This is a genomic window from Collibacillus ludicampi, from assembly GCF_023705585.1.
GTDB classification, from domain to species: Bacteria; Bacillota; Bacilli; order Tumebacillales; family BOQE01; genus Collibacillus; species Collibacillus ludicampi.
The window spans coordinates 3,628,005-3,654,368 of sequence record NZ_BOQE01000001.1; the positions used below are offsets into that span (position 1 = coordinate 3,628,005).

Genomic DNA, 26,364 nt, shown 5'->3' on the forward strand with positions numbered 1-26,364 from the left:
CTCCAAAGTCGCTGTTTCACGCCAAGCATATGCCCTCTTAACAGCTTAAAGGAAGCGCAACAACCTTCCACTCACATCTGCGCTGCAAGCGATACACCCACCCAAAAGACACTCCGGTAATTTTGGAAGCCACAACTTCTCCTTCCGCAACAGAAACTTTTTACACTCTGATGAGACTACTTAAGGCACGTGTGGCTATTTTGAAAAACTTGGGGTTATACAATCGTCCTACAAGGTCCCCAGTTCATCCAGCGCATGTGGACACGCGCATGTGCGCTCATGGTGACCGTTTTCGATCGTTAAGAGAAAGAGTTTTCGAACGGTCTCAATCCGGTCTTTCATGGTATCGATCACTTCCTGATGAGTGAGTGCATGCGGACTGATCCCCGAACAGTAGTTGGTCACGATACCGACCGTCGCGTAACAAAATCGGGCTTCTTTCGCTAAGATCACCTCGGGTACGGATGTCATCCCAACCACGTCCCCTCCCCAAGAGGCGTATGTGCGAATCTCGGCACGTGTCTCAAAACGCGGGCCTTCCGTACAGACATATACGCCGCCGTCTTGAACAAGAATCCCGTTCTCCCTGGCCACTTCGACCAATTGTCGTCGCAAACGATTGCAATAAGGATCGGTCATATCGATATGTATGACCCCTTCTTCTCCTTCAAAAAACGTTTGCACGCGATTTTTCGTCATATCGATAAAATCATCAACGATCACCAGACTACCAGGGGGCAGTTCCCGCTTCAGTGAACCTACAGCAGCCGTCGCCAGAACCTGCTGCACCCCCAACTCTTGCAACGCACGGATGTTCGCGCGAAAGTTGATTTTGTGTGGCGGTACAGAATGTTTATAACCGTGACGTGGCAGGAAAACAATCCGTTTCCCTTTGTATTCGCCTATGGTAACTTCTACAGCACCGAAAGATGTATGTATCATTTGACGAGTGGAATGATCCAGCAACGCCGGATCGTAAACGCCAGTCCCCCCGATTATCGCGAATTCTGCTTGCATGGGCTCCTCCTTTAATCACCGTACCAGGTATTGGGTCATAACCATTTAATCAGAGGATGTTCTCCTTCGTCAAGATGAGGAATGTTGGCGTATCAATTGTAGCAACTCTCCAATGTCTACTCCGGGACGAGTCAGAGGTGCGAACAAATCGCCCAATGTATTCACGCGTGATACCATGTTTACAATCGTAAAATCTTCGGGTACAACCCCTTTTTGCAGTTCCTCCCAAGTGAGAGGGGCGGATACACAAGCCTTTGCAACCGCTCTGGCCGAATACGGAGCGATCAACGTTTTGTTCGGCGCATGTTGCAGGTAGTCGATATACACTTTGTCCCCGCGATCCTTCACCATCCGCTCAACTGTAATGATTTTCGGGTATTTTTCTGCCATAAACCGACCGATGAAGGAAGTGATCATCCGGGTGTCTTCATATGAAAAACCTAGAGCGAGCGGAATGAATATTTGGATACCGGATGCGCCTGAGGTTTTCGGATAAGAAGGGAGCCCCAGATCGTCCAAAACCTCCTTCAAACGTAACGCGACTTCTCTTACCTTTTCAAATCCGGGAACAGACGGATCCAAATCAAACGCGATGTTCGTCGGACTATTCGGCGCTTGGATTTGGGAAAACCACGGATGAAGCTCAATACAAGCATGATTGGCCAACCAGATGAGAGTGCTCGTATCATTCGCTAACATGTAATGAATGGTTCGTTTGCTCTCCTCCGACCAAACAGGATACGTATTGACCCATTTCGGCGTTTCTTTCGGCGCGTTCTTCTGATAAAACGAGTGCGCGTGAATCCCGTCCGGAAAACGGATCACTGTCAACGGCCGATTTTTCAAATGAGGAATTAAGTAAGAAGCCATTTGAATGATGTACTGGATATATTCCGCTTTGGTAATCCCCGCTTCCGGCCAAAGCACCTTATCAAGGTTCGTAACGCGTACAGGATGTTCACAGATAAGCGTATTCCCATCAGCCGTCATAAGAACCCTCCTCAAACTATTCATTCAGTAGAGTTCCCAGACTGGAGAATTTCCACATGCGAACTCATGTTTGTATAATTTGCCATCCTATGATATAATTCAAGTAAACGACGTGTGTTTACGAGATCTGCGTAATAGGAGAGTTATTTTCATGGTCAAATTATCGAAAAGGCAACAGCAGATTATCGATTTTATAAAGAAAGAAGTTCGGGAAAAAGGATATCCGCCTTCTGTTCGGGAAATTGGGGAAGCGGTCGGTCTGGCTTCCAGTTCAACCGTGCACGGACATTTAGCAAGGCTTGAACAAAAAGGGCTAATCCGTAGGGATCCGACGAAACCAAGGGCAATTGAAGTGTTGGATACGGATGAGTACATGGCAGATTATGAATATTCGACCGTGATGGCCCCCATCATCGGCAAAGTTACGGCGGGCAGCCCGATCACAGCGATCGAAAACATCGAAGACTATTTCCCCCTTCCCTCCCGTTTTGTCGGAGACGCGGAAGTGTTTCTTCTTCAGGTACAAGGGGATTCGATGATTGAAGCGGGTATCCTCGACGGAGATCTTGTCATCGTACGCAAACAGTCGACCGCCCAGAACGGTGAGATTGTTGTCGCGATGACGGAAGAGGGAGAAGCGACTGTGAAACGCTTCTTCAAGGAATCGGATCACATTCGTTTACAGCCTGAGAATGCTTCTATGGAACCATTGCGCTATCATAACGTAGTGATCTTAGGAAAGGTGATCGGCGTCTTCCGTCATATCTTTTAAGATCGAATGGTGTTAATCGTATCCTTTAACAAACAGGTAAGCATGCAATCGAAACAAAAAACTCCGGCGGTAAACCGGAGTTTTTTGTTATTCATCCTTAATAAAGAGATAAGTATTGATCGCGTTCCCATGGTGTGACGTGCGTACGGAACATGTCCCACTCGATCGTTTTCGCTTCTACGAAATGTGTGAGTGCATGTTCACCGAGAGCACTGCAGATCACTTCATCGGCAAGAAGCTCGTCAATCGCTTCTTTCAAGCTGCCAGGCAAGGACAGAATGCCTTCTCTTTCACGTTCCGCATCACTCATGACATAGATATTGCGATTGACTGCTTCCGGCAACGGAAGTTCACGTTTAATTCCGTCGAGACCCGCTTTCAACATGACTGCAAGAGCCAAGTACGGGTTACAGGAAGGATCCGGGTTACGGACTTCAATCCGTGTAGACAAACCGCGGGAAGCAGGGATGCGAACGAGCGGCGAACGATTTTTCGCAGACCAAGCGATGTAAACAGGTGCTTCGTATCCCGGAACGAGCCGCTTGTACGAGTTGACCGTCGGGTTCGTGATCGCTGCAAAGCCGCGAGCGTGCGCCAGAATACCCGCCAGATAATGTTTCGCAACTTTTGAAAGGCCCAGCTCGTCATGTTCGTCGTAGAATGCATTGCCCTTCTCGGTGAAGAGGGATTGGTGTGTATGCATTCCGGAACCGTTGACGCCGAATAACGGTTTCGGCATAAATGTTGCATGTAAACCGTATTGACGTGCGATTGTCTTGACAACTAATTTAAATGTCATGATATTGTCTGCAGCTTGGACGGCATCCGCATATTTGAAATCGATCTCATGTTGCCCGATCGCCACCTCGTGGTGAGAAGCCTCGATTTCAAATCCCATTTTTTCGAGAGCAAGAACGATTTCACGACGGCAGTTTTCCCCGAGATCGACAGGTGCAAGATCGAAATAACCGCCTTTATCGTTGACTTCCATGGTAGGATTGCCTTGTTCGTCCATTTTGAAGAGGAAGAATTCCGGCTCCGGACCCACATTCATACTCGTGAAGCCCATTTCTTTCGCTTCTGCGAGCACACGCTTCAAGATGCCACGGGGATCCCCTTCAAACGGAGTTCCGTCAGGCATATAGATGTCACAGATCAGACGGGCAACTTTTCCATGCTCGCTGCCCCATGGGAAGATCAGCCATGTGGAGAGATCAGGGTAGAGATACATATCCGATTCCTCGATACGTACGAACCCTTCGATGGAGGAACCGTCAAACATCATCTTATTGTCAAGGACTTTTTCAAGTTGTGAAATAGGTACTTCCACATTTTTGATCACACCGAGAAGGTCTGTGAACTGCAGGCGCAGATAACGGACATTCTCTTCCTTGGCCATGCGAATAATGTCTTCGCGGGTATAATTGCGGTTCATGTTCTGGTAGCCTCCTTTTGTATATACAGATGCGAATGAATAAAAATTCGCATCGGGATTAACCTGTCACAACACCACTTCCATGATTAGTGGAAAAAACGTGAAAGCTCTCCTTGGATCAAACTGTTCGGTAAACCCGGACGGCTTGCTCTCGTTATGATTTCCTTTTTCAGCAGATCATGCAACTCTTGTTCCGTGAGCTCTTTTCTCTCTTTACGCTCGGGCCCTATCTTCACATCCGCTTCCGGTAACTGAGAAGCTTCAGGTGCAACGCCTACCATTTTTTTGATCCCAGCAATGTTCAACCCTTGATCGATATATCGTTTAATTTCTAACAAACGTTCCACATCGTTAAAAGAAAACAATCGTTGTTTACCTTCCGTTCTTGCAGGGCGAATTAACCCGTGTTGTTCATAGTAACGAATCTGGCGGGCAGAAAGATCCGTAAGCTTCTGCACGATTCCAATGGGAAAAAGCGCCAAATTCCGCCTGATTTCATCGTTCATGTGGAATCCCCCTCTGTTAGAAATTCCAACCGACACTTGTATTATAAAATTGGTACAATAAAAGTGTCAAGCAGTGTTAATTAATTTGACATAAAAAACCCGAATGACTACAGCAATTGTTTTTCCATCATGGTTTGAACCGCTAAAAGAATGGCCAATTTGGCATGTTCATATGTAAGCCCGCCTTGTAAAAAACCGATATAAGGTTCGCGCAAGGGACCATCCGCCGATAGTTCCAAAGAAGCACCTTGTACAAATGTGCCGGCCGCCATGATCACGGGATCCGCGTATCCTGGCATTGCCCAGGGTTCGGGGCGCACGTGAGAATCGACAGGTGATGCCGCTTGAATCGATTGACAAAATGAAATCAGCCGCTCTTTTGTCCCCAAACGGAACGCCTGGATAATATCCGTTCTTTTCGCATTCCATTTCGGCAGTGTTTCAAGCCCCAACTTTTCGAAAAGCAAAGCGGCAAACACCGCACCTTTTAATGCCTCTCCTACTACATGCGGCGCCAAGAAGAAACCTTGTAGAATATGACGGTTCATCCCTAGCATCGCGCCCTGTTCCGCGCCGATACCTGGCGCGGTCAAGCGGCAGGCCGCTTGTGCCACAAGATCTGCCTTTCCCACAATATATCCCCCGGAATGAGCCAAACCGCCGCCCGGATTTTTGATCAGGGAGCCAACGATGAGATCGGCACCAACTGCCGTTGGTTCTCTCTCTTCCGTAAATTCACCGTAACAATTATCCACAAATACGATGAGCTCCGGCTTTATTTTCTTGATAAAAGCGATCATTTCTTCGATTTCCTTGATGGAGTATGAAGGGCGCCACGCGTAGCCGGATGAACGTTGAATCCCGATCAATTTTGTGGAAGGTTTGATTTTCTTGGCCACCGTTTCGAAGTCTACCCGATCGTCTTTCAGAGGAACGTAATCATACGTGACCCCCCATTCGGCAAGAGAACCGTACCTCCCTTCCTCACGAATACCAATGACTTCCTCAAGCGTGTCATAAGGCGCACCCGTGATATAAAGCAATTCGTCCCCCGGTCGCAATACCCCGAATAAAACCAACGCGATCGCATGCGTTCCCGAAACTATATGCGGGCGTACGAGCGCCGCCTCCCCTTCAAACACTCGGGCATAAATGTGTTCGATCACATCCCGTCCACGATCATTGTGTCCGTAACCTGTCGAGGAAGCAAAATGATAATCGCTCACCTGCGCTTCCCGGAAAGCAGCTAACACTTTCGCCTGATTGTTTTCGACCACTTTGGCGATATCAGAAAATACAGCTTTTGCTTTTTCCTCCACTTGGGAAGCAAGTGAGCGTAAGTCATTCCGATAAATCAACTTCTGATACAACGATCTTCTCTCCCCTGTGTCATTTCATTCTCCTAAATCTTTTCGAAAAAGATCTAATACGGAAGCCAGTGCCGGGTTTACATTCGCCTCGATGGAAATCCCATCTTCTCGGAAGGTTTCCCGCAGAACGCTGCCCTCCGTATGAATGCGGTTCAAAAGCGAACCGCACTCATACGGAAGAAGTATGCGGACGCGGACAGCGGAACGTTGTAACCGCTTTTCGATCACACTCATGAGACGGTCGATTCCTTGACCGCGTGTTGCAGATACGCGCACTGTTTCCACTGCCATCGCATCATTCTCCATCCAAAACTCACGTACCTGATCGATCTTGTTGTAAACGGTCACGATCGGCTTGTCCAAAACGTTCAGCTCTTGTAATACTTGATATACGGTATTCATCTGCAAATCATGATGAGATTGACTTGCATCTACAACGTGCACCAACAAATCGGCATCAACCGTCTCTTCAAGGGTTGCGTGAAACGCATCGATCAACGTATGGGGCAAAAACTGAATAAATCCCACCGTATCCGTGAATATGACGTTTACGGAAGACGGCAAACGGATGCGTCGAGCGGTCGGATCCAATGTATCAAACAAACGGTTCTTTCCTTCCGCGACATGGCCTGCTTCCAAGCCATAGCGTTCCACGATCGCCCTCAACAAGGTACTTTTCCCTGCATTGGTATACCCTACGAGTGCAACGACGGGAACATCCGCTTTTTTTCGTCGAATTCTATGAAGTTGGCGATGCCGGCGCACTTCCGCGATTTCTCTCCGCAAATCGGCAATCCGCCTCCGGATTCGCCGACGATCCGTTTCTAATTTCGTCTCCCCTGGCCCTCGTGTTCCAATTCCTCCGCCAAGTCGGGACAATGCTTTCCCTTTCCCGGTTAATCGCGGCAACAAGTACGTAAGTTGCGCCAATTCCACTTGCAATTTTCCTTCCCGCGACCGGGCTCGTCCCGCGAATATATCGAGGATGATTTGCGTACGGTCGAGTACCTTACACGGAAGAACGCGTTCCAGATTTCTCACTTGTGCAGGAGACAGCTCCTGATCAAAAACCGCCAGCTCGATTTCAAGTTCAGCGCAGATGCGTGCAAGTTCTTCTACTTTTCCTTTCCCGATATATGTAGCCGGATCAGGTACATCGCGTATCTGTATGATTTCGCTTACAACCTTCGCACCTGCCGTCTCTACAAGCCCATGCAACTCCGCAAATGACATTTCCCATGCATGATTTTGATATGTGGGTAGTTTCACACCAACCAAGATCGCTTTTTCTTCCCGAATTTGCACGTAATGAACACCCCGTTTGCAAGAAAACAAGTTTATTGTACCACACGCACCGCCTCCAGTGTGAAAAGAGGCAGGATGTCATTCTCTTTTTTGGAAGGATTCCTCTTTGCAGGGAAGAAACGAGCTTGAAAGTCGTCTCGCAACATCAGTCATGATTCACAGCGAGACGACTTTCACAGAGCATGAACGCAAAGCCACGCCTACCGTACCATTGATTTCCAAATTCGTTCTTAAGGCATTATCGCTTGCAGTGATCATCCCGACCACGATCACAAATGGGACAAAAACCTGAGCGATAACTCTCCTCCCGCAATCGGAGTTTTGACTCTGAAAATCCCTTTTCTCGTCCCAAACGAATTCCGATCCTTCTGCCTGCAGCATAACCGATAAAAAGAAGGAACAAGATACTAATCAAAACCCATATGAACATGATCACGGTTTATGGCCTCCCGTGAACTCCAAAATCATATGAACAAATGGCATCGCGAGTAGTACCAGAACCGTCCCCATCGCGTTTAATAAAACGGAGACGAGAAAGAAAATCAAAAGCAACAATGTCGTTTCCACCATTCCCAAGAGCAGAACCATATTTCTTTGACCGGTTTGCGAATCTTTGTGAATATCGAAGATATCATCGAGCAACTGCACGGTCGCCATCATGGTGACCCCCCAGATGGCGGGCATGAAACCCACAATGATCATACTCACGAGAAACGCTCCTGCCATCTCTGCATACCCGGGAAGGCGTGTAGGCATCTTTTCCGCCCAATCATGAGTCATTCCTACCGCATAACTGCCGAGAAAAAGCGAGAGGGAATAACTGAGAGTTAACGCACAGCCGAGAGCGAGAAGCAACAATGTATAGGGCAAGGAGGCTCGCCCCAATCGAATCGCCAAGGTTCTCTTTCCTAAACATTGATCATATTCGATATCGAGAAAATCGTCCATGATCTTGATCGCGAGACCCGTCAAGAGAATCCCCGCAAAGTCCGTGAGCAGACTAGACCATACGCCAAACATATTCTTTCACCTCACGGAAGCCTTGGCGATACAAAGCGGATACCGGGAATATCACTTGTTGCGGCAGATCGTTCTGCATATAAGCCAACCCTTTTTTTACATCTGCCACATCGATTTTGTTGGCGAGAAGAGCATATCCTCTCTTGTGTTTACCGAATTCGGTGATTTGCAAATCCAATTCACCGAGTGCTTTCAATCCACCCGCCCGTTCGATTTCAACCAGATCGACGATATGCAAAATGCAATCGGCCGACTTCATCTCATATAAAGTTTGCGCCATCGCTTCTCTCAGATCCCGATCCGGATGAATCCCGTCAGCCAATCCCGTGGTATCCGTAAGCCTAAATTGCCGATAACCTTTGCCCATCGGTAATTGCAACTGAATGGATTGCAGACTGCGGGTCTTATGCGGACCTAAACCGGATAATTCATGACGCGCGGTAGGAGGATCGAATTTGCGCTGACGACATGTTCCATCGGGAAGTTGATAGTAGACCTCCAGTCTCTCCAAGCCTAAGTATTCGGCAAAGTTGAGACAAAACAACGTCTTGCCAACATTCGTTCTGCCTACGACGATACAATTTCTCACTGCTCTCCCTCCTCCAGGACAAGATCGTCAGCAGTGATCATCATCAGTTCCTCGCGCGTCGGAGATTTGACATGTAAGAGACGCACCGCCTGTTGTCGAATGGCCCGTTCTATGATATTGCGTACCATGCGGGCGTTGGAAAAATTTACTTTCCGATGTTGAATGCAAGCCCGCAAATATTGGCGCAATTTCACATCCGCTTCTGTCGACAAGCGATATTCACGAGAGCGTAACATGAATTTCGCGATCTGCATCAGTTCATTCTCTTCATAATCTTCAAATGTGACGGTAATGGGAAAGCGCGAAGGAAGTCCGGGATTGGTACGTAAAAAAAGGTCCATCTCATAACCATAGCCCGCTAATATTAAGATGAAATCGTTTTTATGGTCTTCCATCGCCTTGACTAACGTATCGATCGCTTCTTTACCAAAATCTTTTTCGCCGCCGCGCGCCAGGCTGTATGCCTCGTCGATGAACAGAATGCCTCCCAACGCTTTCTTCACATGCTCCCTTGTTTTTTGTGCCGTATGTCCGATATATTCACCCACCAGATCGGCGCGTTCCACTTCGACCAAGTGTCCCTTCGAGAGAACCCCCATCTCGCGCAACAACCTCGCGAGGATTCGAGCCACTGTCGTCTTTCCCGTTCCCGGATTTCCGCGAAAGATCATATGCAATACGACCGGTTCGGCAACAAGTCGGGCTGCCTTACGCCGCTCTTGTATCTGTATGAATGCGTAAATTTCTTTCACCAATGATTTTACTTGTCGGAGGCCTATTAAATGATCCAATTCGCTCATAATGGCTTCAAAGCGATCGGAATCTGCTTGCAAGGAGCGGCCGATCTCGCGCTTTATCCCGAACTCCTCGTGTGTATGAAGTCGTCTCAATGCATCATTCAGCGCCATCTGCCCCGATCGAAACGGTTCCAAAATCTCGTCTAGATCTCGATGGATGGGAGGGCGCTGACCGCTCTTCATCAATGTCTTCACACCTCACTCCCAAAAGAGATTGGTATAGTATACGCGCGCGTATGGGATTAGGTGATCGCCTAGAAATCTTCACCACGAAGATCCGATTAAAGGATGGGGGGCTGTCCCAACATGACCCGATCAAACAAAAAGACCGCCTCACTCATCTGTGAAACGGTCCAAAAACATAGTGGCACTGCTTAGCGGAATCACCATGCTACAGTATCGTAGCAACTTGTCGTTCTACCGGATATAGTTGAACCACTCGTATCTCTCGTTGAGCTTCTCAAAGATTGTAGGTTTAGATACCTCGGGTTGATTCGAAAGCTCGCTGACTTTTTTCTGTATCTTCTTAACCTCTACAGTATCGAGAACCTGTTCTGCTACTTTTTATAAACACCCTTTTCTTCAGACCGTACTCCATAGCCCACCAATGTGGTTGAACGATTCATTCTTATAGTCCTCTTTGTGACCTGTCCTTTAGAAGGTATCAATTTAATTCACTGTTGTTTTTGTAAATAATCAAGACATCGCTTCCCTAACAGCGAAAATTATATTTTCTTAACGAAAATTACACAAAAATTACTCGAAATTCTTTCATATTCTATGAAATAATTTCATTAAATGTTTTATTATACTTATGAAATAAAAATTAAAAGAGGTGATGTGTTGTGAAAAAAACAATGGCTACTTTAACCATGATTTCAGCACTTTCATTAGTGCGGTTCCTGTTTTTGCAAAAGGAGGTAACGGTAACATTCAAATTATAGGGAACGGTCATGCTCATCAAAACATTCACATTACAAATACAACCAATGTTGTCAATAACACATTCGTTTTCGACGATGTAAAAGGACATTGGGCAAATAAATACATATTGGATCTTGTGAAAAAAGGGATACTCTCCGGTAAAAGTAAACAGAAATTCGATCCAGATACTCAGGTAACACGCGCAGAATTCGCTACAATGGTTACGCGGTATTTTCAATTAAAAAATGAATCGACTCAACAAGACTTTGAAGATGTGCCTCCTACTTCTTGGGAGTATAAGTATGTAGAAGCCGCTAAAAATTACTTTGATGCCTACCGTACTTTAGATGGCGGTCTTCTGTTCAAACCCTTTGAGGGTGATAAGCGCGAAGACGTAGCAGTCACTTTGGTAAAAATCTTACTCAAGCAAAATCCGGATATGCAATTGTTAGATGCCGATACTGCAACACAATTATTACAAGAAAACTTCCCGAAAGATTATGCAAAGATTCCACAAGCACTCCAACCTTATGTAGCTACGGCAGTTAAATATGATTTGATGCACGGATATGGAGATGGTTCTTTTAGACCTGCTCGTGTTGTTTCACGCGCGGAAGCTGCCACATTACTTGATCGCTTACAAGATAGTACAGTCGTTGTAATGGGAGATCAATCAAATACGGGTGCTACAACTACAACGACTACATCTTCCGGCACGGAAACCACTGGCTCTCAACAATCTGTAGAAACTTCTGCCTCGAGTGGGTCTACAACTTCCGATACACAAGCTTCCAATCAAGATTCCGAAGATAGTTCAACTTCTGGAAACCAATCAACTCAAACCACTACATCAGGTAATACCAACGGTTCTACTTCTACGGAAACAGTAGCATCAAACGTGTATGGCACCACAACAAATAATCAATAAGATAGATAATAGAGAGGTGCGGGCACTCGCCTTCGACCTCTCTACAAGTAAACGTATCATGACGAAGCATTCGACAATGGTTTCCAGCCTTCGCTCTTGCCAATAGGTAAGGTCGAGGGCTTTTTTAAGTGTTTGGTGGATTTCTTTGTCTTCAAGCGAAAGCACCTGCTTACTTCTTCATTTAGGACTTCTACTTAGTGATAACGTTTATTCCGGGAGTACTCACAGAAAACACCGCAGAGAGCCCATTCCTTTAGGCGTGGGAGGGATGGGCCATTTTCGCTCCCTCTGCATTGAGTGAATCCTTCAAATTCGTCTATACGAAAGCCTCATTCGAAAAGTTCGAAGGAGGCTTTTTAGGAATGAGATTCGCAAAACTTCACCCATCGTTTGTCCTCGGCTGTTATTTTTTCTTCCTTATATCTTCAACATCTCATTTTTTCTTCTCGAGTACTTCTTGAATCCCAGGTAATATTTGTGTATGTTCTATCTGCACAGCTTGAAGCGCATGAGGGTCGAGTCCAAGCATTTTCAAAATCGTAGGTGCGACTTGCATGGTTTGAACTGGAGCGGTATTTTGTTGGGCTTTTCCTATCCCTGCGAAGGATACCAATAATGCCACATTCGTATCATCGTGGCTAAAACCACCATGTTCAGCAATCTTTTTTCCAGGTTTTGTGTATATTACCCCTTCATTGGGTTGGACAACAATATCAGGTACTCTTGAATCAGTGAGGGGATTATTGAATATCCACTGGGACTTCGAATTTGAGAAAGAATATACATCTTTAATGTTCGCTTTTTCCTTATTCTTTTTGATAGCAGCTACCACGGAATCAATCTTGGACTGATCAGTAAGCCAGATCAATGCAACGTCATCTGCAGTCACTTGAGCAATGAGGTCAGAGGGTACACCTTCAGTGATCAGGCTTTTATCCGTTATTTTCAGTTTAGCAGGGTCGATCGGGGATTGCCCGTGTTTAGCAGTTATAATGATAAGTGTAGAATCAAAAAGATGTTGTTTTTTTAATTCATTCGTGATTTTGCCAATGGATTCATCTGTATGTGTTAAGGCCTCTGCAAGACCATTACTGAACGTTCCGTTGCCATCGGTATAACCGTTTCCAGGGAGTTTTTGGGCAACACTAACAGCTTGAAAATTCATGCCAAATATCGTTGGTACGGGAGCGGATTTTGTCCCTTTGTGATCCTTGCCGTCGATTTCATTCAGAAGAGCCGCTACCTTTAAATCATCGTTTGCCTCAGTACTAGCTATACTGGTGGTGGCATCACCATTGGCTGCTATTTCAGGAGTATACAAGTCGTCAACACCTTTGCCAGACGGCCCATTCACTAAATCATACGCAAGATGTTTGTCCGCCCATGCCGTACGTTTTCCGGCAGCCTTGATAACTTCAAAAATAGTATTTACTCGTAAATAATTGTGAGGATAGACGGGCTTTTTTGTCACAGGGTCACGGGGTAACGCATCAGGATTCATGCCACCACCGCCATCAAGTTTACTGAAGTCGTTATCGATGGACTCGTCATAAAGAACCTCGGTTCCTGGTTTATCACCTGCTTTACTTGCGATAGGTGGTAAGAGTTTTCTATCATAGCTGTCATCATAAAAAACGCCGGTTGAATTCGGAGAACCGCCTGTCACTAAAGACAGAAGACCTGGGAACGAGTCAGATGGCTTTGAGGTGGAGGCATTCGTATAGGTAATTCCATGGTTGCTTAAAGCCGCCAGATTAGAATGTGGATGGTTTTTCACGTAGTTAGCGAGGTCACTTGCATGCAATCCATCTACACTAATTAATAAAACTCGTTGTACTGCATGATGCTGACTGTCACTATTAACGTTGATGGATGTTTCCTTTAACGCATAACTGGGTGTCGCGAAAATAGGACTTAACGCAAGGATACTGCTAGCAAGCCCAATGGCTGTTATCTTAGACTTCATTTTCTTCAACTCCCTATGGTATTTAACTAGTAGCAAAATAATAATAAAAAACTAATATTAATCGGAAGTTAAATTAGTGCAAATATTCATCATACGGAACATTTACATTCTTTACATTTCAGAATCAATATTATCGTCTTGAGCATAGATGCGGTCTCGTAGTACGTGCTATCAACAGTACCCTTCTGTATGTAAGGTAAAAAAAGATGTAATACCAAAGAGAATGTTAAATAATAGATTATGAATAAAGATGAGTATAACCCACAAAGGAACCTAAAAAAGATTTTTAGAATAAAGAGTCAACATGCACCATGTAAGAACAGGGTTTTGAATTTTTAAAAAGTCGCCCTTTGTTTTTGTTAATTCAACAAATATAGGGAATTTTTTAATAACATAAGATAAGATCAGTATGGCGATAAGAAGTAAACCAAAGAAAACCTGACCCGTAAATTGATTGGCTTTCCCTCCCCCTTTTATAAGCAGAAATACATAAAGCATTAAAGTTAACATAGATGATATACCAACTACAAAATTCGCTGTAGAATACTTCTGTGTAGTTTTCAATTGAATATCACCTTCTACTTTATTTGAAAAGACAGAGTGGAATGAAACCACCTTGTCTTTTCTCTATTCTCTATTTTTAAGCTACAGCCGCAATACCGATTACACCTAGATCCGGGAGAACGGAAATGAGCAATCCGGCAATTTCCCAAATGCCATAACCTTCCGCCAGGAGGTCGAGAAGTGGTTCTGTGTGACGTAATCGACCCATTGCCTTTGAATAAAAGTAATAGCCCCTACGTATACACACGTAAGGGCCTAGTGGAGGTTATGAGAGGTTGGATCCGACATTGAAAAGATTGGACACTCCTCATGCATCAATTCCCACGATCCCTTGTGTGGCTCGGAGTTGCGACATTATAAAACGTATAGAATGTCCAATTTTGTACGGTATTCACGCATCGCTATGATAAAGTATTTGCGCATAATTATTTCGTGTAGGGAATAATGATGGATCATATCTCTCGAATTCTTAACCATCTCACTGAGTGTTTGTGAGCAGTCCTATTAATTCCGCAAGTTTCTTTTGCTTGATACCACGCTCCTTTAGTATTTCCTTTACGAGGGGTTTTTGATGTGAGAATATGGGAGATCGATGTAGTTCAAACGCCAGTATCATTTTAATTGGTGAATGTCACTAGTGTTGCATAAATTATAACTGAATTTTCTGCGTTTTAATCTAATGCTATTTTAACAAAATAAGGACAGAGCACGTTAAAGGTAGCCCCGCCCATTTGGTATAATATGTATATTCTAAAAAGAAAGGGTTCCGTTACTGTCCTGTATTCTGGCATGCCGATTCATTGCTGAGATCTCTTACCTTCGCCTTTTTTTCGATGATCTATTGTACTTGAACCATTCTATGTAATCGCACCATAAGAAGGCCTTTAGACTTCGAAGCAACTCCAATAAGCTTTTGGTAGTTTGAATTTGCATCTTCATTAGAATCATCAGACAATAGGTGATCAAAGCAAGATACACTTGGTTCCAAACCGCCGTTTCGGAGAGACCATAAAACGTTTTGATTCTCAAATGTTGTTTCATCCATTTAAAAAACAATTCGATTGCCCATCGTGTACGATATATGTCACTGATCTCTTCTGCTGACAAATCAAAACAGTTGGTAATAATTCTTATGTCATTGCCCTGTGAATCCTTTGCCTCGACCAGTCGAAGTACGTGATCCATGGGCTTTTGAGGGGATCCTAGCAACACTTTTGTGTCCGCAAGGACAGGACTCTCATGAAGCACTTGAGATTCCAGAAGGTAGAACGTTGCATTGTCCTTCAAACGGGTAACAAAGCCTATTCCCCTACGGCAATAATCATCAAATTTCTTGTAATCGACATAACCACGATCAAACACATAGATGGCTTCCGAATCATCAATCAAGGAATCCATTTGTGTGATGTCATTAGGCTTCGCCGTCGTTAGACGAATCTGTTCAGGATAGACTTCATCATGATCGACAAATGCCAAGCTCACGTGGATTTTTATTCCCGCTTTGGTTTTCCGAAAGCTCGCCCAGCGGTATTTTGATAAACATAAACTGATCGTAGTTGAGTCTATGATTTTGTATGGCTTCCGCCCGGCAGGGTTAGCAGCCATGCATTGGATTTTTCCAACTAAAGAAAAAAACAGATGAGCGAGTAGATCGGTATCCACCTGACGGTGTTTCCGTGAAAGTTGCGAATAGCTGATGGAATCTAATTGCAAGAATTCTTGCATATGAGGATTCAAGATATCTGCCGCAACGGCACGTAAACTTTCACGTTTTTGCAAGATGGCGTGCAGAAATAACAGGACGTAAGATTTCGTAGTAAGCTTCTTAGCGTATTTATCTTGTTGGTTTTGATCTACTTTTTCTTGAAAATTACACTGAAAAAGTGGTTCAACCCATTTACCAAATGCCGAAAGTAGGGTATCCTTATCCTTGTCCATAAGTGTATTTCCTTTCAATGGATTTGGACAGGACTACCTGACCTCTCCATTGTAAAGGATTTTTTTATTTAAGAGATGAAAAAAATAATAGAAGAATATTCTGAATTAATTAATGCAACACTAGTGGGTGAATGTGTAGTCTATATTGATCATTAATTAATATTTATTAAATATTTTATATCTCGCACAATCAATCCACAATGCGGGTCGTCCGGAAAGGGAATAAGGAACGGATCATTCCCTTGAACGCTGAAGTTCGCCTGTTCATTTTAGCGAAAAATCTTTCCTGGATTCAATATCCCGTTCGGGTCTAAAGTCTGCTTAAGACTGAGCATAACATCCAGCGCTTCCCCATGCTCTTTTCGCTGATATTTTGCTTTTCCGACACCTACCCCATGTTCCCCCGAACAGGTGCCACCACGGCTTAGCGCATACTCGACAAGGCTGGCATTGATTTGCTCCGCTATCTGCATCTCTTCCGGATCGTTGGGGTCAATCATCAGCAATGTATGAAAATTACCGTCTCCAATGTGTCCGAGAACACCCCCGTGAATTCCCGATTGATCGATAGTCTCGCGCGCACGTTCAACAGCTCCCGACAGTTCTGTCAAAGGTACGCAAATATCGGTTGTCATCATCTTCTTGCCCGGATACCCGTGTAAAAAAGCGTACGCCAAATGATGGCGAGCTTCCCACAGTTGCGCCCTTCTCTTTGAATCCGTCTCAAATTCGAACCCACGGCACCCATTCTCCATTGCAAGTTCCCTAGCGGATTCCATATCTTTTTTTAACCCATCTTCATTCCCATGGAATTCCAAAAACAAAGTAGGTGTTTCCGGAAAATCGGTCTTGCTGTGCAGATTTACTTGTCTGATGGATCGGGCGTCAACCAGTTCGATCCTGGCCACCGGTATACCGACCGAGATGATCGCCACGGCGGCGTCCACCGCATTTTTGACAGATGGAAAATTTGCTCTCGCCGCCATGATCGCCTCCGGAATTCCATAGACCCGCAGGGTCAATTCCGTAAATACCCCCAAAGTCCCTTCCGATCCCACAAATAGCCCAGTCAAATGATAGCCGGAAGAAGATTTTGCTGCAAGTCCGCCCGTGTGGATGATCCTTCCGTCTGCCAGGACAACTTCCAGATCCCTGACCTGATCTCGCATTACGCCATAGCGAACCGCCGTCGTACCGCTCGCGTTCGTTGCCGCCATTCCTCCCAGCGTCGCATCAGCTCCAGGATCTACTGAAAAAAAGAGCCCATATTTTTTTAACTCCTTGTTCAGCTGGCTTCTTGTAACACCTGGCTGTACGCGAACCAACAAATCATTTGGACGAACCTCTAGGATTTTGTTCATCAGTTGAAAATCGATGGAGATGCCACCTTGATACGGAATGACGTGTCCCTCCAAACTGCTGCCCAATCCGAACGGGGTAACCGGAATTTTGTAGTTATTTGCAAACTTGAGAATATTGATTACATCATATCTGTCTTTTGGAAAAACGACTACATCAGGCAGACTGGGCGTATGGTAAGACTCATCTTTTCCGTGTTGTTCCAATACAGTTGGGTTATTTGTTACTTGTTCCTCCGATAATATACCGCGCAATTCACGGACTAAATCCATTGAGTTCACTCCTCCGCCTCTGTAGGATAAACCCTGACGTTATTCCCGCCAGCTCTAACATAAAAACAGGTCATTCGATAGAGCCTTCCGATTCGAACGCCACCACAGAAATCGGCTATTGAGCCTCCACGTCGGACGAAGGGAAAAACGATGATCCCACATGCTCTTTCCGAATGGCAAAGATTAAAAGGCTGGTTACAATAAGTGAAACGCTTAAAAATATCAACCCTACTGTTACACTTCCTGTGGCGTCCTTCAATACGCCCAGCATATACGGTCCCACAAATCCACCTAGGTTTCCGATAGAGTTAATGACCGCAATCCCTACTGCCGCCGCCGATTCGCTGAGGAACATCGCCGGCAAAGCCCAGAACGGTCCAAAGAAACTGTAAATCCCTGCCGTGGCGATCGCCATCATCATGATTGAGACGTAGGGGTTCGAAGTCATGCCTGCACCAATTAACCCTAGAGCCCCGACTATCGGCGGAATTGCAGCATGCATGCGTCTCTCTCCCGTCCGATCGGAACGTCGGGCCCACCATATCATTCCGGCGGCGCCTACAATGTAAGGAATCATTGTGATCAGACCAACCTGAGTGTTTGTCAGTATTTTGGAAAATGCTTTAATAATTGTTGGCATCCAGAATCCGATTCCGTACAGGCCCAATACCTGGGTAAAGTAAATGAGTGAAAGATGCCAAACCCTGGAATTCGTTAAAACCTCTGCGGTCGTATACTGTTTGACTCGTTGCTTGGCCTCGTGTTCCCTCTGTAATTCGGTTTTCAACCATTCCTTCTCTTCCTGTGTCAGCCAGTGCGCGTCTTCTGGACGATCCGTCAAATAAAAATAGGTCATAATCCCCATGATGATAGCCGGCAATCCCTCCAGAACAAATACCCAACGCCAGCCTGGCATACCCAACCAATGAATGTGATCCATAATCCATGTGGATACGGGAGCCCCGACAATATTGGAGGCCGCCAGAGCCGTCATGAAAAGTGCAAAAGCGCGTGCCTGCTCTTTAGCCCGGAACCAGTATGTGATATACAAAATAATTCCCGGAAAAAATCCTGCTTCCGCCAATCCGAGCAGAAACCGCAAAATGTACAAGTGAGTGGCGTTTTGCGCCCACGCAGTAATCACGACGACAATTCCCCAACTGATCAGAATCCGGGCGATCCAGATGCGTGCGCCAACACGGTGCATCAAAATGTTGCTAGGAACTTCAAAAATGAAATAACCAAAAAAGAAAATTCCGGAGATGAGACCGAATACCTGACTGGACAATCCAAGAGACTTGTTCATGTCCAAGGCGACATATCCTAGATTCACCCTGTCCAGAAACGCAACGATATACAGAAGAAAAATGTAAGGAATAATTCGCCTTGAAACTTTACGGAGCGTTTGCTCTCCTAAGGTTGTTGCATCACTAGCCATTTGGCGCTCCCCCTTTTGTATATTTTTGGGCCATAAAGGATTGTCATATTTACTGAGAATTGAAATATATAAATATAATTTTTGAAATAATATGTATTTTGTAATAAGTCTATCATTCCCCCCTTCCGCCGTCAACAGCCGGATTCAGAGTATGGTTGTGAATAGAGGATTGTACCTTCCTCTGGAATTTAGAAGGACAAAGGGATTCTCACCTTGTTGTTTCCTTTATATTCCACGCCCCCCATCCACATTAAGGATTTCTCCGGTCACCATTTTTGCCAGATCGGAAGCCAAGTAAAGAGCAGCCTGTGCAATATCCTCTGGTTGAATCAGAGACCCTAACGGAACACTGTTTAAAAAGATTTTTTTCTTGTCCTCTTCCACCTCCGTTTCATTCCCTTTCAGGAACTGACCGATCATCGGAGTTTCCGCCGGTCCTGGATTAATCGCATTGACCCGGATTTTGTACGGGGCTAATTCGAGTGCCAGTGCCTTCGTCAATATAATAGCCGCTCCCTTTGAAGCACAATACGCGTTCAATCCCGGACGAGCCCGAATTCCAGCGATGGAAGCTATATTGACAATGGAGCCGTTTTTCTGTGCTTTCATGAACGGAACGACATGTCGAGCTGTCAGAAAGATCGATTTGGTGTTAACCGCTAGAATCCTATCCCACTGTACCTCACTCAATTCTTCAATCGGAGTAAATACTTGTGGAACACCCGCACAGTTTATCAGGACATCAATCCGGTTGAACGTTTCAAGCGTTCCCTTTACCATGGAAGCAACACTTGCATCACTCGTCACATCGGTTCCAAAGGCTCGGGCACGGTTGGTGCTCAGTTCTGCCGCAACCCTCTCCGCAGCTTCCCGATTCAAATCGGCGATCGCCACATTCGCCCCCTGCTCTACAAATAATTTGGCAATCGCTTTCCCCATTCCAGACCCCGCACCTGTTACAATGGCTGTTTTTCCTTGCAGGTACCCGTTACTCATAGGTTAATCACCACCATCCTCTCTTCCGTCATCTCTCGTATAGCATAATAGGGACCTTCCTTACCGATTCCGCTGTTTTTGACTCCTCCGTAAGGCATCGCATCGTTTCGATACGTGGAGACATCATTGATGATTACACCGCCATACTCCAAGGTTTTTGCCGCCTTCAAAGCCAAGTTCAAGTCGCGGGTAAAGAGACCAGCCTGAAGTCCGTATTTGGAATCGTTGGCTTGAGCAAAGGCCTCGTCGATATCTCGGTAAGGGATAAGACATACGATCGGGGCAAACACTTCTTCGCAAACCACTTTCATCTCAGGACGAGTGTCGACGAGGACGACTGGATAAAGGATCGATCCCTCTCTTCTGACCGGCAGCAGAGATTTGGCCCCTCCAGCGATGGCTTCCTGAACCCACGTTTCCGCGCGAATCGCTTCTTGCTCGCTAATCATAGGACCCACATCTGTATCTGGATCCTCAGGATTGCCCACCTTTAGTTGCTTCACGTAGGACAAGTACTTATCCGTAAATTCATTAAAAACGGATTCATGGACAAAGATCCTCTGCACAGCGATACAGGCTTGCCCCGCATTATGAAAGCTTCGGCTTGCCGTCTGCTTCGCTGCCCAATCCAGATCGGCATCAGCGTGAACGATGTTGGGAGAGTTGTTCCCTAATTCCAGAGCTACCGATCGCATCCCGCTTCGCTCTTTTATATATCTTCCGACTTTTGCAGATCCCGTGAATGAATACATGGCAACTCGTTCATCATCCAAGAGCCATTCTCCGACCTCAGCGCCACCATTGATCACATTTACATACCCCTTAGGAAGACCTGCTTCTTCCATAATTTCTATTAATTGCATAGTAGTCAGTGGCGTTGTTGGCGCTGGTTTCACCACCACGGTATTACCTGCTGCGAAAGCGGGAGCAATCTTATGTGTTCCTAGCAAAAGCGGATAATTAAATGGAGTAATGCCCACGATAACTCCCTTCGGTACGCGGATGGTGAATCCTAACCGATTTTCGCCCCCCTGGATCGCATGGAGCGGTACCATTTCCCCAGAAATCCGCTTGGCCTCCTCAGCACATAAACGGAACGTTTCAATGGTCCGATCTAATTCCCCTTTTGCATCTTTTCGAGTTTTACCTACTTCACGTATAAGAGTGTATTCCAAAGAAGTCCGACGCTTTTCTATTATTTCCGTCGTTTTTAATAAAATTTTGTATCGTTCAAATGGGGTGAGAACATCATTTTTAAAAGTATTTAAAGCCGTAGAAACCGCATCTCCAACATGATGTTTTTCTGCTTTTGCGACTGAAGCTATCATTTCACCTGTATACTTGTGGTAAACAGGAATAGATTCTTTCGTTTCTACCCATTCCCCTCCAATATACAGACCATAGGATTTGATTGACATTGTCTTCAAAACCTCCCACATGACATTCCATGTTCCCTTAGAATTCGTTTGGTGATTTCTTCCCCCATTTCGATTGTTGAAGCGTTTCCGCCAAGATCTGCCGTCCTCACTTTTCCCTCGCACAAAACCTCCTCGATTCCTTGAAGGATCAACTGACTCATTTCCATTTGCTGAAGATGTTCCAGCATCAAACTAATGCTCCAAATTTGCGCGATCGGATTGGCAATCCCTTTTCCGGCGATATCCGGGGCTGAGCCATGAATCGGTTCAAACATGGACGGATAAATTCGTTCCGGATTAATGTTGCCCGAAGGAGCTAAACCCAATCCCCCCCCGATTGCCGCCCCTAAATCCGTTAGAATATCCCCGAATAGATTGCTTGCTACCACGACGTCAAACTCTTCCGGTTTGGTAATAAAATAAGCAGATAGGGCGTCAATATGGTATACATTCGTTTCAATTTCTGGATGCTCTGTCGCGATTTCTTTTACTATCTCATCCCAAAAAGGCATGGAATGATTGATCCCGTTTGATTTAGTGGCAGCCGTTACCCTTTTTTTTCTTCTTCTTTTCGCAAGGGAATAAGCATATTTCACGACCCGTTCAATCCCGTGCCGGGTAAAGACATTGTTTTGCACGGCCAGTTCGTAAGGGGTTCCTTCATGCAGCCGCCCCCCCATGTTCGAATATTCCCCTTCGGTGTTCTCCCGAACCACAACAAAGTCAAGATCCTCATATCCCTTATTACGTAGCGGACTTTCCAAACCGCGAAGAAGTTTGATTGGCCGCAAGTTCACATACTGTTGAAAAGCTCGGCGGATCGGAAGGATTAGCTCCCATACTGAAATGTGATCAGGAACTTCTTTTGCCCCAATCGACCCCAGAAGGATTACATCATAGTCTTTCAGTATATTGAGACCGTTTTCAGGCATCATTCGACCATGCCGCAAATAGTAATTACAATTCCAGTCAAATTGGTCACAAGCAAATCGCAAGCCCCCATGGATGTTTTCAATGGCCTCAAGAACCTTTAACCCTTCTTGCATCACCTCTGGGCCAATTCCATCGCCGGGAATCACAGCCACTGAGTAGTGTTGCACCTCCATCACCTCATTTCTCTACTATTAAAGTTCGATTTAACCACTTACTATCCGGATAAAGCAATTATCATGCCAATATTGTATAAATTTCAGAATCATTCATTCGCAAGGATTTCATATGTTGTCCTCTATACCAAACTGTTGTATTTTTCAACAACATGTTGCATTTTGCTTTGTCTGGAGATTTTCTTCTTGGAGCTTCCTCCGGAGAGTACCCATAGAACTGCGTAGTCTATCTGTCTATATATTTAATTTTCAATCAAATCTTTTCGATATAAAATTTCGCCGTCTACCATGGTAAGCTCCACTTTTACCTCTTTAATCTTGGTTTGATCAATATTTAAAATACTATCATTTAAGACAACGAGATCTGCCAGTTTTCCGACTTCGATACTCCCTTTTATATTTTCTTCAAAACTGGCATACGCACCGTTCCAAGTGTACAGCTTAATGGCCTCCAAGACACTTACACTCTGATTCTTTCCAATACTTAATCCTGATTGACTTTTTCGATTCACTGCAACATGAATTCCTAATAGGGGATTATAATCCGTCACTGGAGCATCTGAACCTCCCGCCGCGATAATGCCTTCATCAATAAAATCACGGACAGGGTACATATAATTTACACGCTCGCCGTAATTATGCACATAAATTTCTCCGTATTCATATGGAAATGGTGGATTGGGAATGGGAATGACACCTAGTTGTTTCATCCTTTTTTGCAAATCAGGCATAGAAATTCCAGCATGCTCGATACGATGGCGATGATTCTCCCGCGGTGCTTCCTCTAACGCCTTTTCCACACAATTTAAATACATTTCAATCGCACGATCGCCTTGTGCATGCACCGTAATTTGATATCCTTTTTTGTGGGCATCCCCCAAAATCTGATAGATTTCTTCTTCACTGTAATAAAGAATGCCTGAATCATTCGGGTTGCTTGTATAAGGCTTACGAGTGGCAATCGTTGGTCCTGAACTGCTTCCATCTATAAATAATTTAGCCGGTCCGATTTTAAATCGATCATCGCCTGTACCCGTCAAAACACCGGCCTTCACCATTTTGTCTACAAAGTCATGGGAGTTGTTTAGTGAACAAATCATCGCATACACCCTTACACGGATGTCCCTGGCTTGCACTGCTTGCTGCATGAATCTAAAGGTGTCAGGACCGAACGTACCCGCCTCATGAACACTTGTAATTCCAGCAGCAAGGAAATGATCTGAGGCGATCTTCATCGCTTTTTTAAGCTCTTCTTCCGAATACTTTGCAACATCGACCATATTCATATTGGCAGCTTCAATGAGGCGGCCGGTTAACTTCCCTTTTGGGTCTCGCTCAATCACACCGCCGACAGGATCGGGAGTATCTTCCTTGATTCCTGCCAATTCCAGCGCTTTGCTATTTACCATGCAAATATGACCGCAAGCACGCGAAATGAAGATCGGATGATCCGTTGTCATGGCGTCTAATTCCTCAATCGTTGGATAGCGTTTTTCCCTCACCTTGGTTTCATTAAACCCCCAGCATCTTACCCACTCACCTTTCGGGGTTTCCGCTGCCTTTTTGCGAATTTCTGCTAAAATGTCATCAATTGAATGGAGATGATCCTGTTTGCAGCTTATCGCTAACTGACGAAGGCCATACAATACAAGATGGAGATGTGCATCAATGAATCCGGGAACAAGGGTTTTGCCTTGAAGATCGATCACCTCCGTTCCTTCTACGATGAAGCTCTGCACATCCTGATTTGACCCGACAGCCACAATGCGATTACCACGAACAGCAACCGCCTGCACAACCTTGTTTTCCTGGTCTACCGTAATCACTTCTCCATTTACAAATACAACATCAGCCTTCATCTAATCATCCTTTCCAAACTATTATGAAACCTTTTTCATCTAATTCATAATATAATTAATATTTTTATTTTTTACTCAAAAAAGTACGATATCATTCCTGCAGCTAATAACTACTATTTTTCACCTCATGCAACTCTTCCATTTCAACAGTCATTTTTTTAGTAATCAAGCTGACTACGGACATGATGATTACGTTGAGCATTAACGCGATGAACCCACCGTTTATGTCTTTGAACCATTGGGGGGCATTCGGCAATAACGTACCCATCGTTACATTGGCTATTGAAAGATATAAAGCGACCAACTCCCCCGTGATGATTCCCGCAAGCGCCCCATATTTATTGACAAAATTATTTTTCTTCAAACTGAAAAACAAAGCGGGGGCTAGTTGGATAATTAATCCGTAAGAAATGATGTTCAGCATCGCAAGGGCTTCTCCCCCCGTTATGGTTAAATAAAGGGCAATGGCAGAGAGGACGATAATTAAAAATTTTGAGACAATTGACAGTTGCTTTTCTGTGGCAGATGGAACAACTAATCTATATAAATTTTGTGTTAATCCTGCCGATCCGGACATTAGCATAACAGAAGTGGGTACCAAAGCAGTCAATACCCCTGCTCCTCCGATCAGTCCGATCACCCACGGACTAAACGTTTGCATAGAGAGTTTTAGCAGCGCAAGATCTCCACTTGCCCCTTTCAGGCCAGGTATCTTGACGAAAGCGGAAAAGCCAATAAAAAATATAAAGAGCAAGAGCAACGTATATAACGGTAGAGTGATCGCATTTTTTCGAATGGTCTTTTCGGATTTGGCAGTTAAAATGACCATAAAAGAATGCGGAAAGAGGTAAAATCCGATGGTGTTTAAAAGTACAGTTGAGATAAACCATGAATAACTAAGGCCTTTATCCGGTAGTGTTAAAAGATCTGGTTTAACGGTTTGCACGGCCTTAAATACCGAATGAACCCCGCCAAAGTAATGGACAGGTATATAAATACCGATAAAAACAACAACCGCTAAAATCATAAAGTCTTTAATCACTGCTGTCCAAGCCGATCCGTGAATACCCGATACCATGACATAAATGGCAACAACGATGGCACCCAGACAGCTGGCTGCAACCGGAGAAATTGCTCCATACGATGCTTCCGAAACAATAATCCCTAAGCCTTTTAATTGAATAACGATATAGGGAACTAACGCAATGCTTCCCACAACGGCAACCAATAAGCCGAGGGGGCGGCTATTGTACTTCTTGGCAAAAAAGTCCGGGTGGGAAATAATATCATTTTCTTTAGAATATTTCCAAATTTTCGGCGCGTACAAATAGGATAAGACATAAGCTAAAAAGATATAGGTTGGAACATAATAAGCAGCCGCCCCTTTTGAATAGGCCCATCCGCTTCCCCCGAGAAACGTAAACGTTGTGTAAACCTCTCCGGCTATGAGTAGAAAGGCAAATAAGGTTCCAAAACCTCGTCCGCCTACGGTCCATTGCTCCAAATTCATTTGTTTTCCTTTTCTTGCACGTATCCCTAAATATAAAGCCAGAGCTAAGAAGATAAATATAATTGTTAAGGATACTCTCATTCCACATCACTCCCCTTATTATCAGGATCCAATCTGTAAACAATCATTAAAATAACAGAAGATAACACCATCCAGAATACAATCCAAAAAAGAAGAAAAGGCAGTCCCAATACATAAGGTTCAACCCTATTTACAGCCGGCAAGAAAAGTAATACCCCTATAAAAGGCAACAAAAGTAAAAGTTTAATATTTTTCATTCCATAC

Annotated in this window: 23 protein-coding genes; 3 read left to right on the top strand and 20 right to left on the bottom strand. The window is 44.8% G+C overall.

Going from position 1 to position 26,364, the window contains the following annotated elements:
• Positions 1-228 precede the first annotated feature (228 nt).
• Entirely contained in the window at positions 229-1,017 is a 789-nt protein-coding gene (gene mtnP / locus DNHGIG_RS18400; protein WP_282200967.1) for an S-methyl-5'-thioadenosine phosphorylase, read from the bottom strand.
• A 69-nt stretch (positions 1,018-1,086) separates the two neighbouring features.
• Complete coding sequence (gene ligD, locus DNHGIG_RS18405; protein ID WP_282200968.1) at positions 1,087-2,007, bottom strand: non-homologous end-joining DNA ligase; 921 nt, start codon at positions 2,005-2,007, stop codon at positions 1,087-1,089.
• Between the two features lie 151 nt (positions 2,008-2,158).
• On the opposite strand from ligD, the gene lexA reads away from it, so the two are divergent.
• A complete protein-coding gene (lexA, locus tag DNHGIG_RS18410) occupies positions 2,159-2,779 on the top strand; it encodes a transcriptional repressor LexA (RefSeq protein ID WP_282200969.1) in 621 nt (206 codons plus the stop codon).
• Between the two features lie 97 nt (positions 2,780-2,876).
• On the opposite strand, the gene glnA is transcribed toward lexA, so the two are convergent.
• The 4 genes from glnA to hflX form a co-directional block, all read right to left on the bottom strand.
• Positions 2,877-4,214, bottom strand: a complete 1,338-nt coding sequence (glnA, locus tag DNHGIG_RS18415) for a type I glutamate--ammonia ligase (RefSeq protein WP_282200970.1) — start codon at positions 4,212-4,214, stop codon at positions 2,877-2,879.
• An 86-nt stretch (positions 4,215-4,300) separates the two neighbouring features.
• Positions 4,301-4,720, bottom strand: coding sequence for a MerR family transcriptional regulator (locus tag DNHGIG_RS18420; protein WP_282200971.1), 420 nt, complete (start codon positions 4,718-4,720; stop codon positions 4,301-4,303).
• Between the two features lie 107 nt (positions 4,721-4,827).
• Positions 4,828-6,090 (bottom strand): methionine gamma-lyase family protein, encoded by a 1,263-nt coding sequence (locus DNHGIG_RS18425; RefSeq protein ID WP_282200972.1) that lies wholly within the window; start codon positions 6,088-6,090, stop codon positions 4,828-4,830.
• A 24-nt stretch (positions 6,091-6,114) separates the two neighbouring features.
• Positions 6,115-7,395 (bottom strand): GTPase HflX, encoded by a 1,281-nt coding sequence (gene hflX, locus DNHGIG_RS18430; RefSeq protein ID WP_282200973.1) that lies wholly within the window; start codon positions 7,393-7,395, stop codon positions 6,115-6,117.
• Positions 7,396-7,501: 106 nt separating this feature from the next.
• Here hflX and DNHGIG_RS18435 point away from each other — a divergent pair, with 106 nt between their 5' ends.
• On the top strand, positions 7,502-7,687 hold the full coding sequence (locus DNHGIG_RS18435) for a hypothetical protein (RefSeq protein ID WP_282200974.1): 186 nt from the start codon (positions 7,502-7,504) through the stop codon (positions 7,685-7,687).
• A 140-nt stretch (positions 7,688-7,827) separates the two neighbouring features.
• Here DNHGIG_RS18435 and DNHGIG_RS18440 read toward each other — a convergent pair whose 3' ends face one another.
• From DNHGIG_RS18440 to spoVK, 3 genes are read right to left on the bottom strand one after another with little or no spacing between them, the layout of a single operon-like run.
• Positions 7,828-8,415: a hypothetical protein gene (locus DNHGIG_RS18440; RefSeq protein WP_282200975.1), complete on the bottom strand. Its 588-nt coding sequence runs from the start codon at positions 8,413-8,415 to the stop codon at positions 7,828-7,830.
• Positions 8,396-9,004 carry a GTPase gene (locus DNHGIG_RS18445; RefSeq protein WP_282200976.1) on the bottom strand — a complete coding sequence of 203 codons (609 nt, stop codon included), beginning with the start codon at positions 9,002-9,004 and terminating at the stop codon, positions 8,396-8,398. Before DNHGIG_RS18445 ends, DNHGIG_RS18440 begins: the two co-directional genes overlap by 20 nt.
• Positions 9,001-9,987, bottom strand: coding sequence for a stage V sporulation protein K (spoVK, locus tag DNHGIG_RS18450; RefSeq protein ID WP_282201476.1), 987 nt, complete (start codon positions 9,985-9,987; stop codon positions 9,001-9,003). Before spoVK ends, DNHGIG_RS18445 begins: the two co-directional genes overlap by 4 nt.
• A gap of 652 nt (positions 9,988-10,639) precedes the next feature.
• Between spoVK and DNHGIG_RS18455 the strand changes: the two genes are divergently transcribed.
• Complete coding sequence (locus DNHGIG_RS18455; RefSeq protein WP_282200977.1) at positions 10,640-11,653, top strand: S-layer homology domain-containing protein; 1,014 nt, start codon at positions 10,640-10,642, stop codon at positions 11,651-11,653.
• Between the two features lie 433 nt (positions 11,654-12,086).
• Here the strand turns inward: DNHGIG_RS18455 and DNHGIG_RS18460 are convergent, their stop codons facing one another.
• From DNHGIG_RS18460 to DNHGIG_RS18510, 11 genes are all read right to left on the bottom strand, one after another.
• On the bottom strand, positions 12,087-13,619 hold the full coding sequence (locus tag DNHGIG_RS18460; protein ID WP_282200978.1) for an alkaline phosphatase family protein: 1,533 nt from the start codon (positions 13,617-13,619) through the stop codon (positions 12,087-12,089).
• 273 nt (positions 13,620-13,892) lie between these two features.
• Positions 13,893-14,183, bottom strand: coding sequence for a hypothetical protein (locus DNHGIG_RS18465; RefSeq protein ID WP_282200979.1), 291 nt, complete (start codon positions 14,181-14,183; stop codon positions 13,893-13,895).
• Positions 14,184-14,996: 813 nt separating this feature from the next.
• Entirely contained in the window at positions 14,997-16,121 is a 1,125-nt protein-coding gene (locus DNHGIG_RS18470; protein WP_282197990.1) for an IS4 family transposase, read from the bottom strand.
• A 269-nt stretch (positions 16,122-16,390) separates the two neighbouring features.
• Entirely contained in the window at positions 16,391-17,752 is a 1,362-nt protein-coding gene (locus tag DNHGIG_RS18475; RefSeq protein ID WP_282200980.1) for an FAD-binding oxidoreductase, read from the bottom strand.
• Between the two features lie 115 nt (positions 17,753-17,867).
• Entirely contained in the window at positions 17,868-19,190 is a 1,323-nt protein-coding gene (locus DNHGIG_RS18480) for an MFS transporter (protein ID WP_282200981.1), read from the bottom strand.
• Between the two features lie 225 nt (positions 19,191-19,415).
• Entirely contained in the window at positions 19,416-20,186 is a 771-nt protein-coding gene (locus DNHGIG_RS18485; RefSeq protein WP_282200982.1) for an SDR family oxidoreductase, read from the bottom strand.
• The gene (locus DNHGIG_RS18490) at positions 20,183-21,604 is read right to left on the bottom strand and encodes an aldehyde dehydrogenase family protein (protein ID WP_282200983.1); all 1,422 of its coding nucleotides are present in this window, start codon (positions 21,602-21,604) and stop codon (positions 20,183-20,185) included. Before DNHGIG_RS18490 ends, DNHGIG_RS18485 begins: the two co-directional genes overlap by 4 nt.
• A 5-nt stretch (positions 21,605-21,609) precedes the next feature.
• A complete protein-coding gene (locus DNHGIG_RS18495; protein ID WP_282200984.1) occupies positions 21,610-22,704 on the bottom strand; it encodes a tartrate dehydrogenase in 1,095 nt (364 codons plus the stop codon).
• A 248-nt stretch (positions 22,705-22,952) separates the two neighbouring features.
• Positions 22,953-24,569 carry an amidohydrolase gene (locus DNHGIG_RS18500; protein WP_282200985.1) on the bottom strand — a complete coding sequence of 539 codons (1,617 nt, stop codon included), beginning with the start codon at positions 24,567-24,569 and terminating at the stop codon, positions 22,953-22,955.
• 103 nt (positions 24,570-24,672) lie between these two features.
• Positions 24,673-26,160 carry a sodium:solute symporter family protein gene (locus DNHGIG_RS18505; protein WP_282200986.1) on the bottom strand — a complete coding sequence of 496 codons (1,488 nt, stop codon included), beginning with the start codon at positions 26,158-26,160 and terminating at the stop codon, positions 24,673-24,675.
• Positions 26,157-26,357, bottom strand: coding sequence for a DUF3311 domain-containing protein (locus DNHGIG_RS18510; RefSeq protein WP_282200987.1), 201 nt, complete (start codon positions 26,355-26,357; stop codon positions 26,157-26,159). The genes DNHGIG_RS18505 and DNHGIG_RS18510 overlap by 4 nt, the downstream gene beginning before the upstream one ends.
• Between the last annotated feature and the right edge of the window lie 7 nt (positions 26,358-26,364).

Excerpts from the sequence above, each read along its gene's own strand:
- mtnP (WP_282200967.1), bottom strand. The coding sequence starts at position 1,017 with ATGCAAGCAGAATTCGCGATAATCGGGGGGACTGGCGTTTACGATCCG.
- ligD (WP_282200968.1), bottom strand. The coding sequence starts at position 2,007 with ATGACGGCTGATGGGAATACGCTTATCTGTGAACATCCTGTACGCGTT.
- lexA (WP_282200969.1), top strand. The coding sequence starts at position 2,159 with ATGGTCAAATTATCGAAAAGGCAACAGCAGATTATCGATTTTATAAAG.
- glnA (WP_282200970.1), bottom strand. The coding sequence starts at position 4,214 with ATGAACCGCAATTATACCCGCGAAGACATTATTCGCATGGCCAAGGAA.
- DNHGIG_RS18420 (WP_282200971.1), bottom strand. The coding sequence starts at position 4,720 with ATGAACGATGAAATCAGGCGGAATTTGGCGCTTTTTCCCATTGGAATC.
- DNHGIG_RS18440 (WP_282200975.1), bottom strand. The coding sequence starts at position 8,415 with ATGTTTGGCGTATGGTCTAGTCTGCTCACGGACTTTGCGGGGATTCTC.
- DNHGIG_RS18455 (WP_282200977.1), top strand. The coding sequence starts at position 10,640 with ATGTGTTGTGAAAAAAACAATGGCTACTTTAACCATGATTTCAGCACT.
- DNHGIG_RS18460 (WP_282200978.1), bottom strand. The coding sequence starts at position 13,619 with ATGAAGTCTAAGATAACAGCCATTGGGCTTGCTAGCAGTATCCTTGCG.
- DNHGIG_RS18470 (WP_282197990.1), bottom strand. The coding sequence starts at position 16,121 with ATGGACAAGGATAAGGATACCCTACTTTCGGCATTTGGTAAATGGGTT.
- DNHGIG_RS18475 (WP_282200980.1), bottom strand. The coding sequence starts at position 17,752 with ATGGATTTAGTCCGTGAATTGCGCGGTATATTATCGGAGGAACAAGTA.
- DNHGIG_RS18480 (WP_282200981.1), bottom strand. The coding sequence starts at position 19,190 with ATGGCTAGTGATGCAACAACCTTAGGAGAGCAAACGCTCCGTAAAGTT.
- DNHGIG_RS18485 (WP_282200982.1), bottom strand. The coding sequence starts at position 20,186 with ATGAGTAACGGGTACCTGCAAGGAAAAACAGCCATTGTAACAGGTGCG.
- DNHGIG_RS18490 (WP_282200983.1), bottom strand. The coding sequence starts at position 21,604 with ATGTCAATCAAATCCTATGGTCTGTATATTGGAGGGGAATGGGTAGAA.
- DNHGIG_RS18500 (WP_282200985.1), bottom strand. The coding sequence starts at position 24,569 with ATGAAGGCTGATGTTGTATTTGTAAATGGAGAAGTGATTACGGTAGAC.
- DNHGIG_RS18505 (WP_282200986.1), bottom strand. The coding sequence starts at position 26,160 with ATGAGAGTATCCTTAACAATTATATTTATCTTCTTAGCTCTGGCTTTA.
- DNHGIG_RS18510 (WP_282200987.1), bottom strand. The coding sequence starts at position 26,357 with ATGAAAAATATTAAACTTTTACTTTTGTTGCCTTTTATAGGGGTATTA.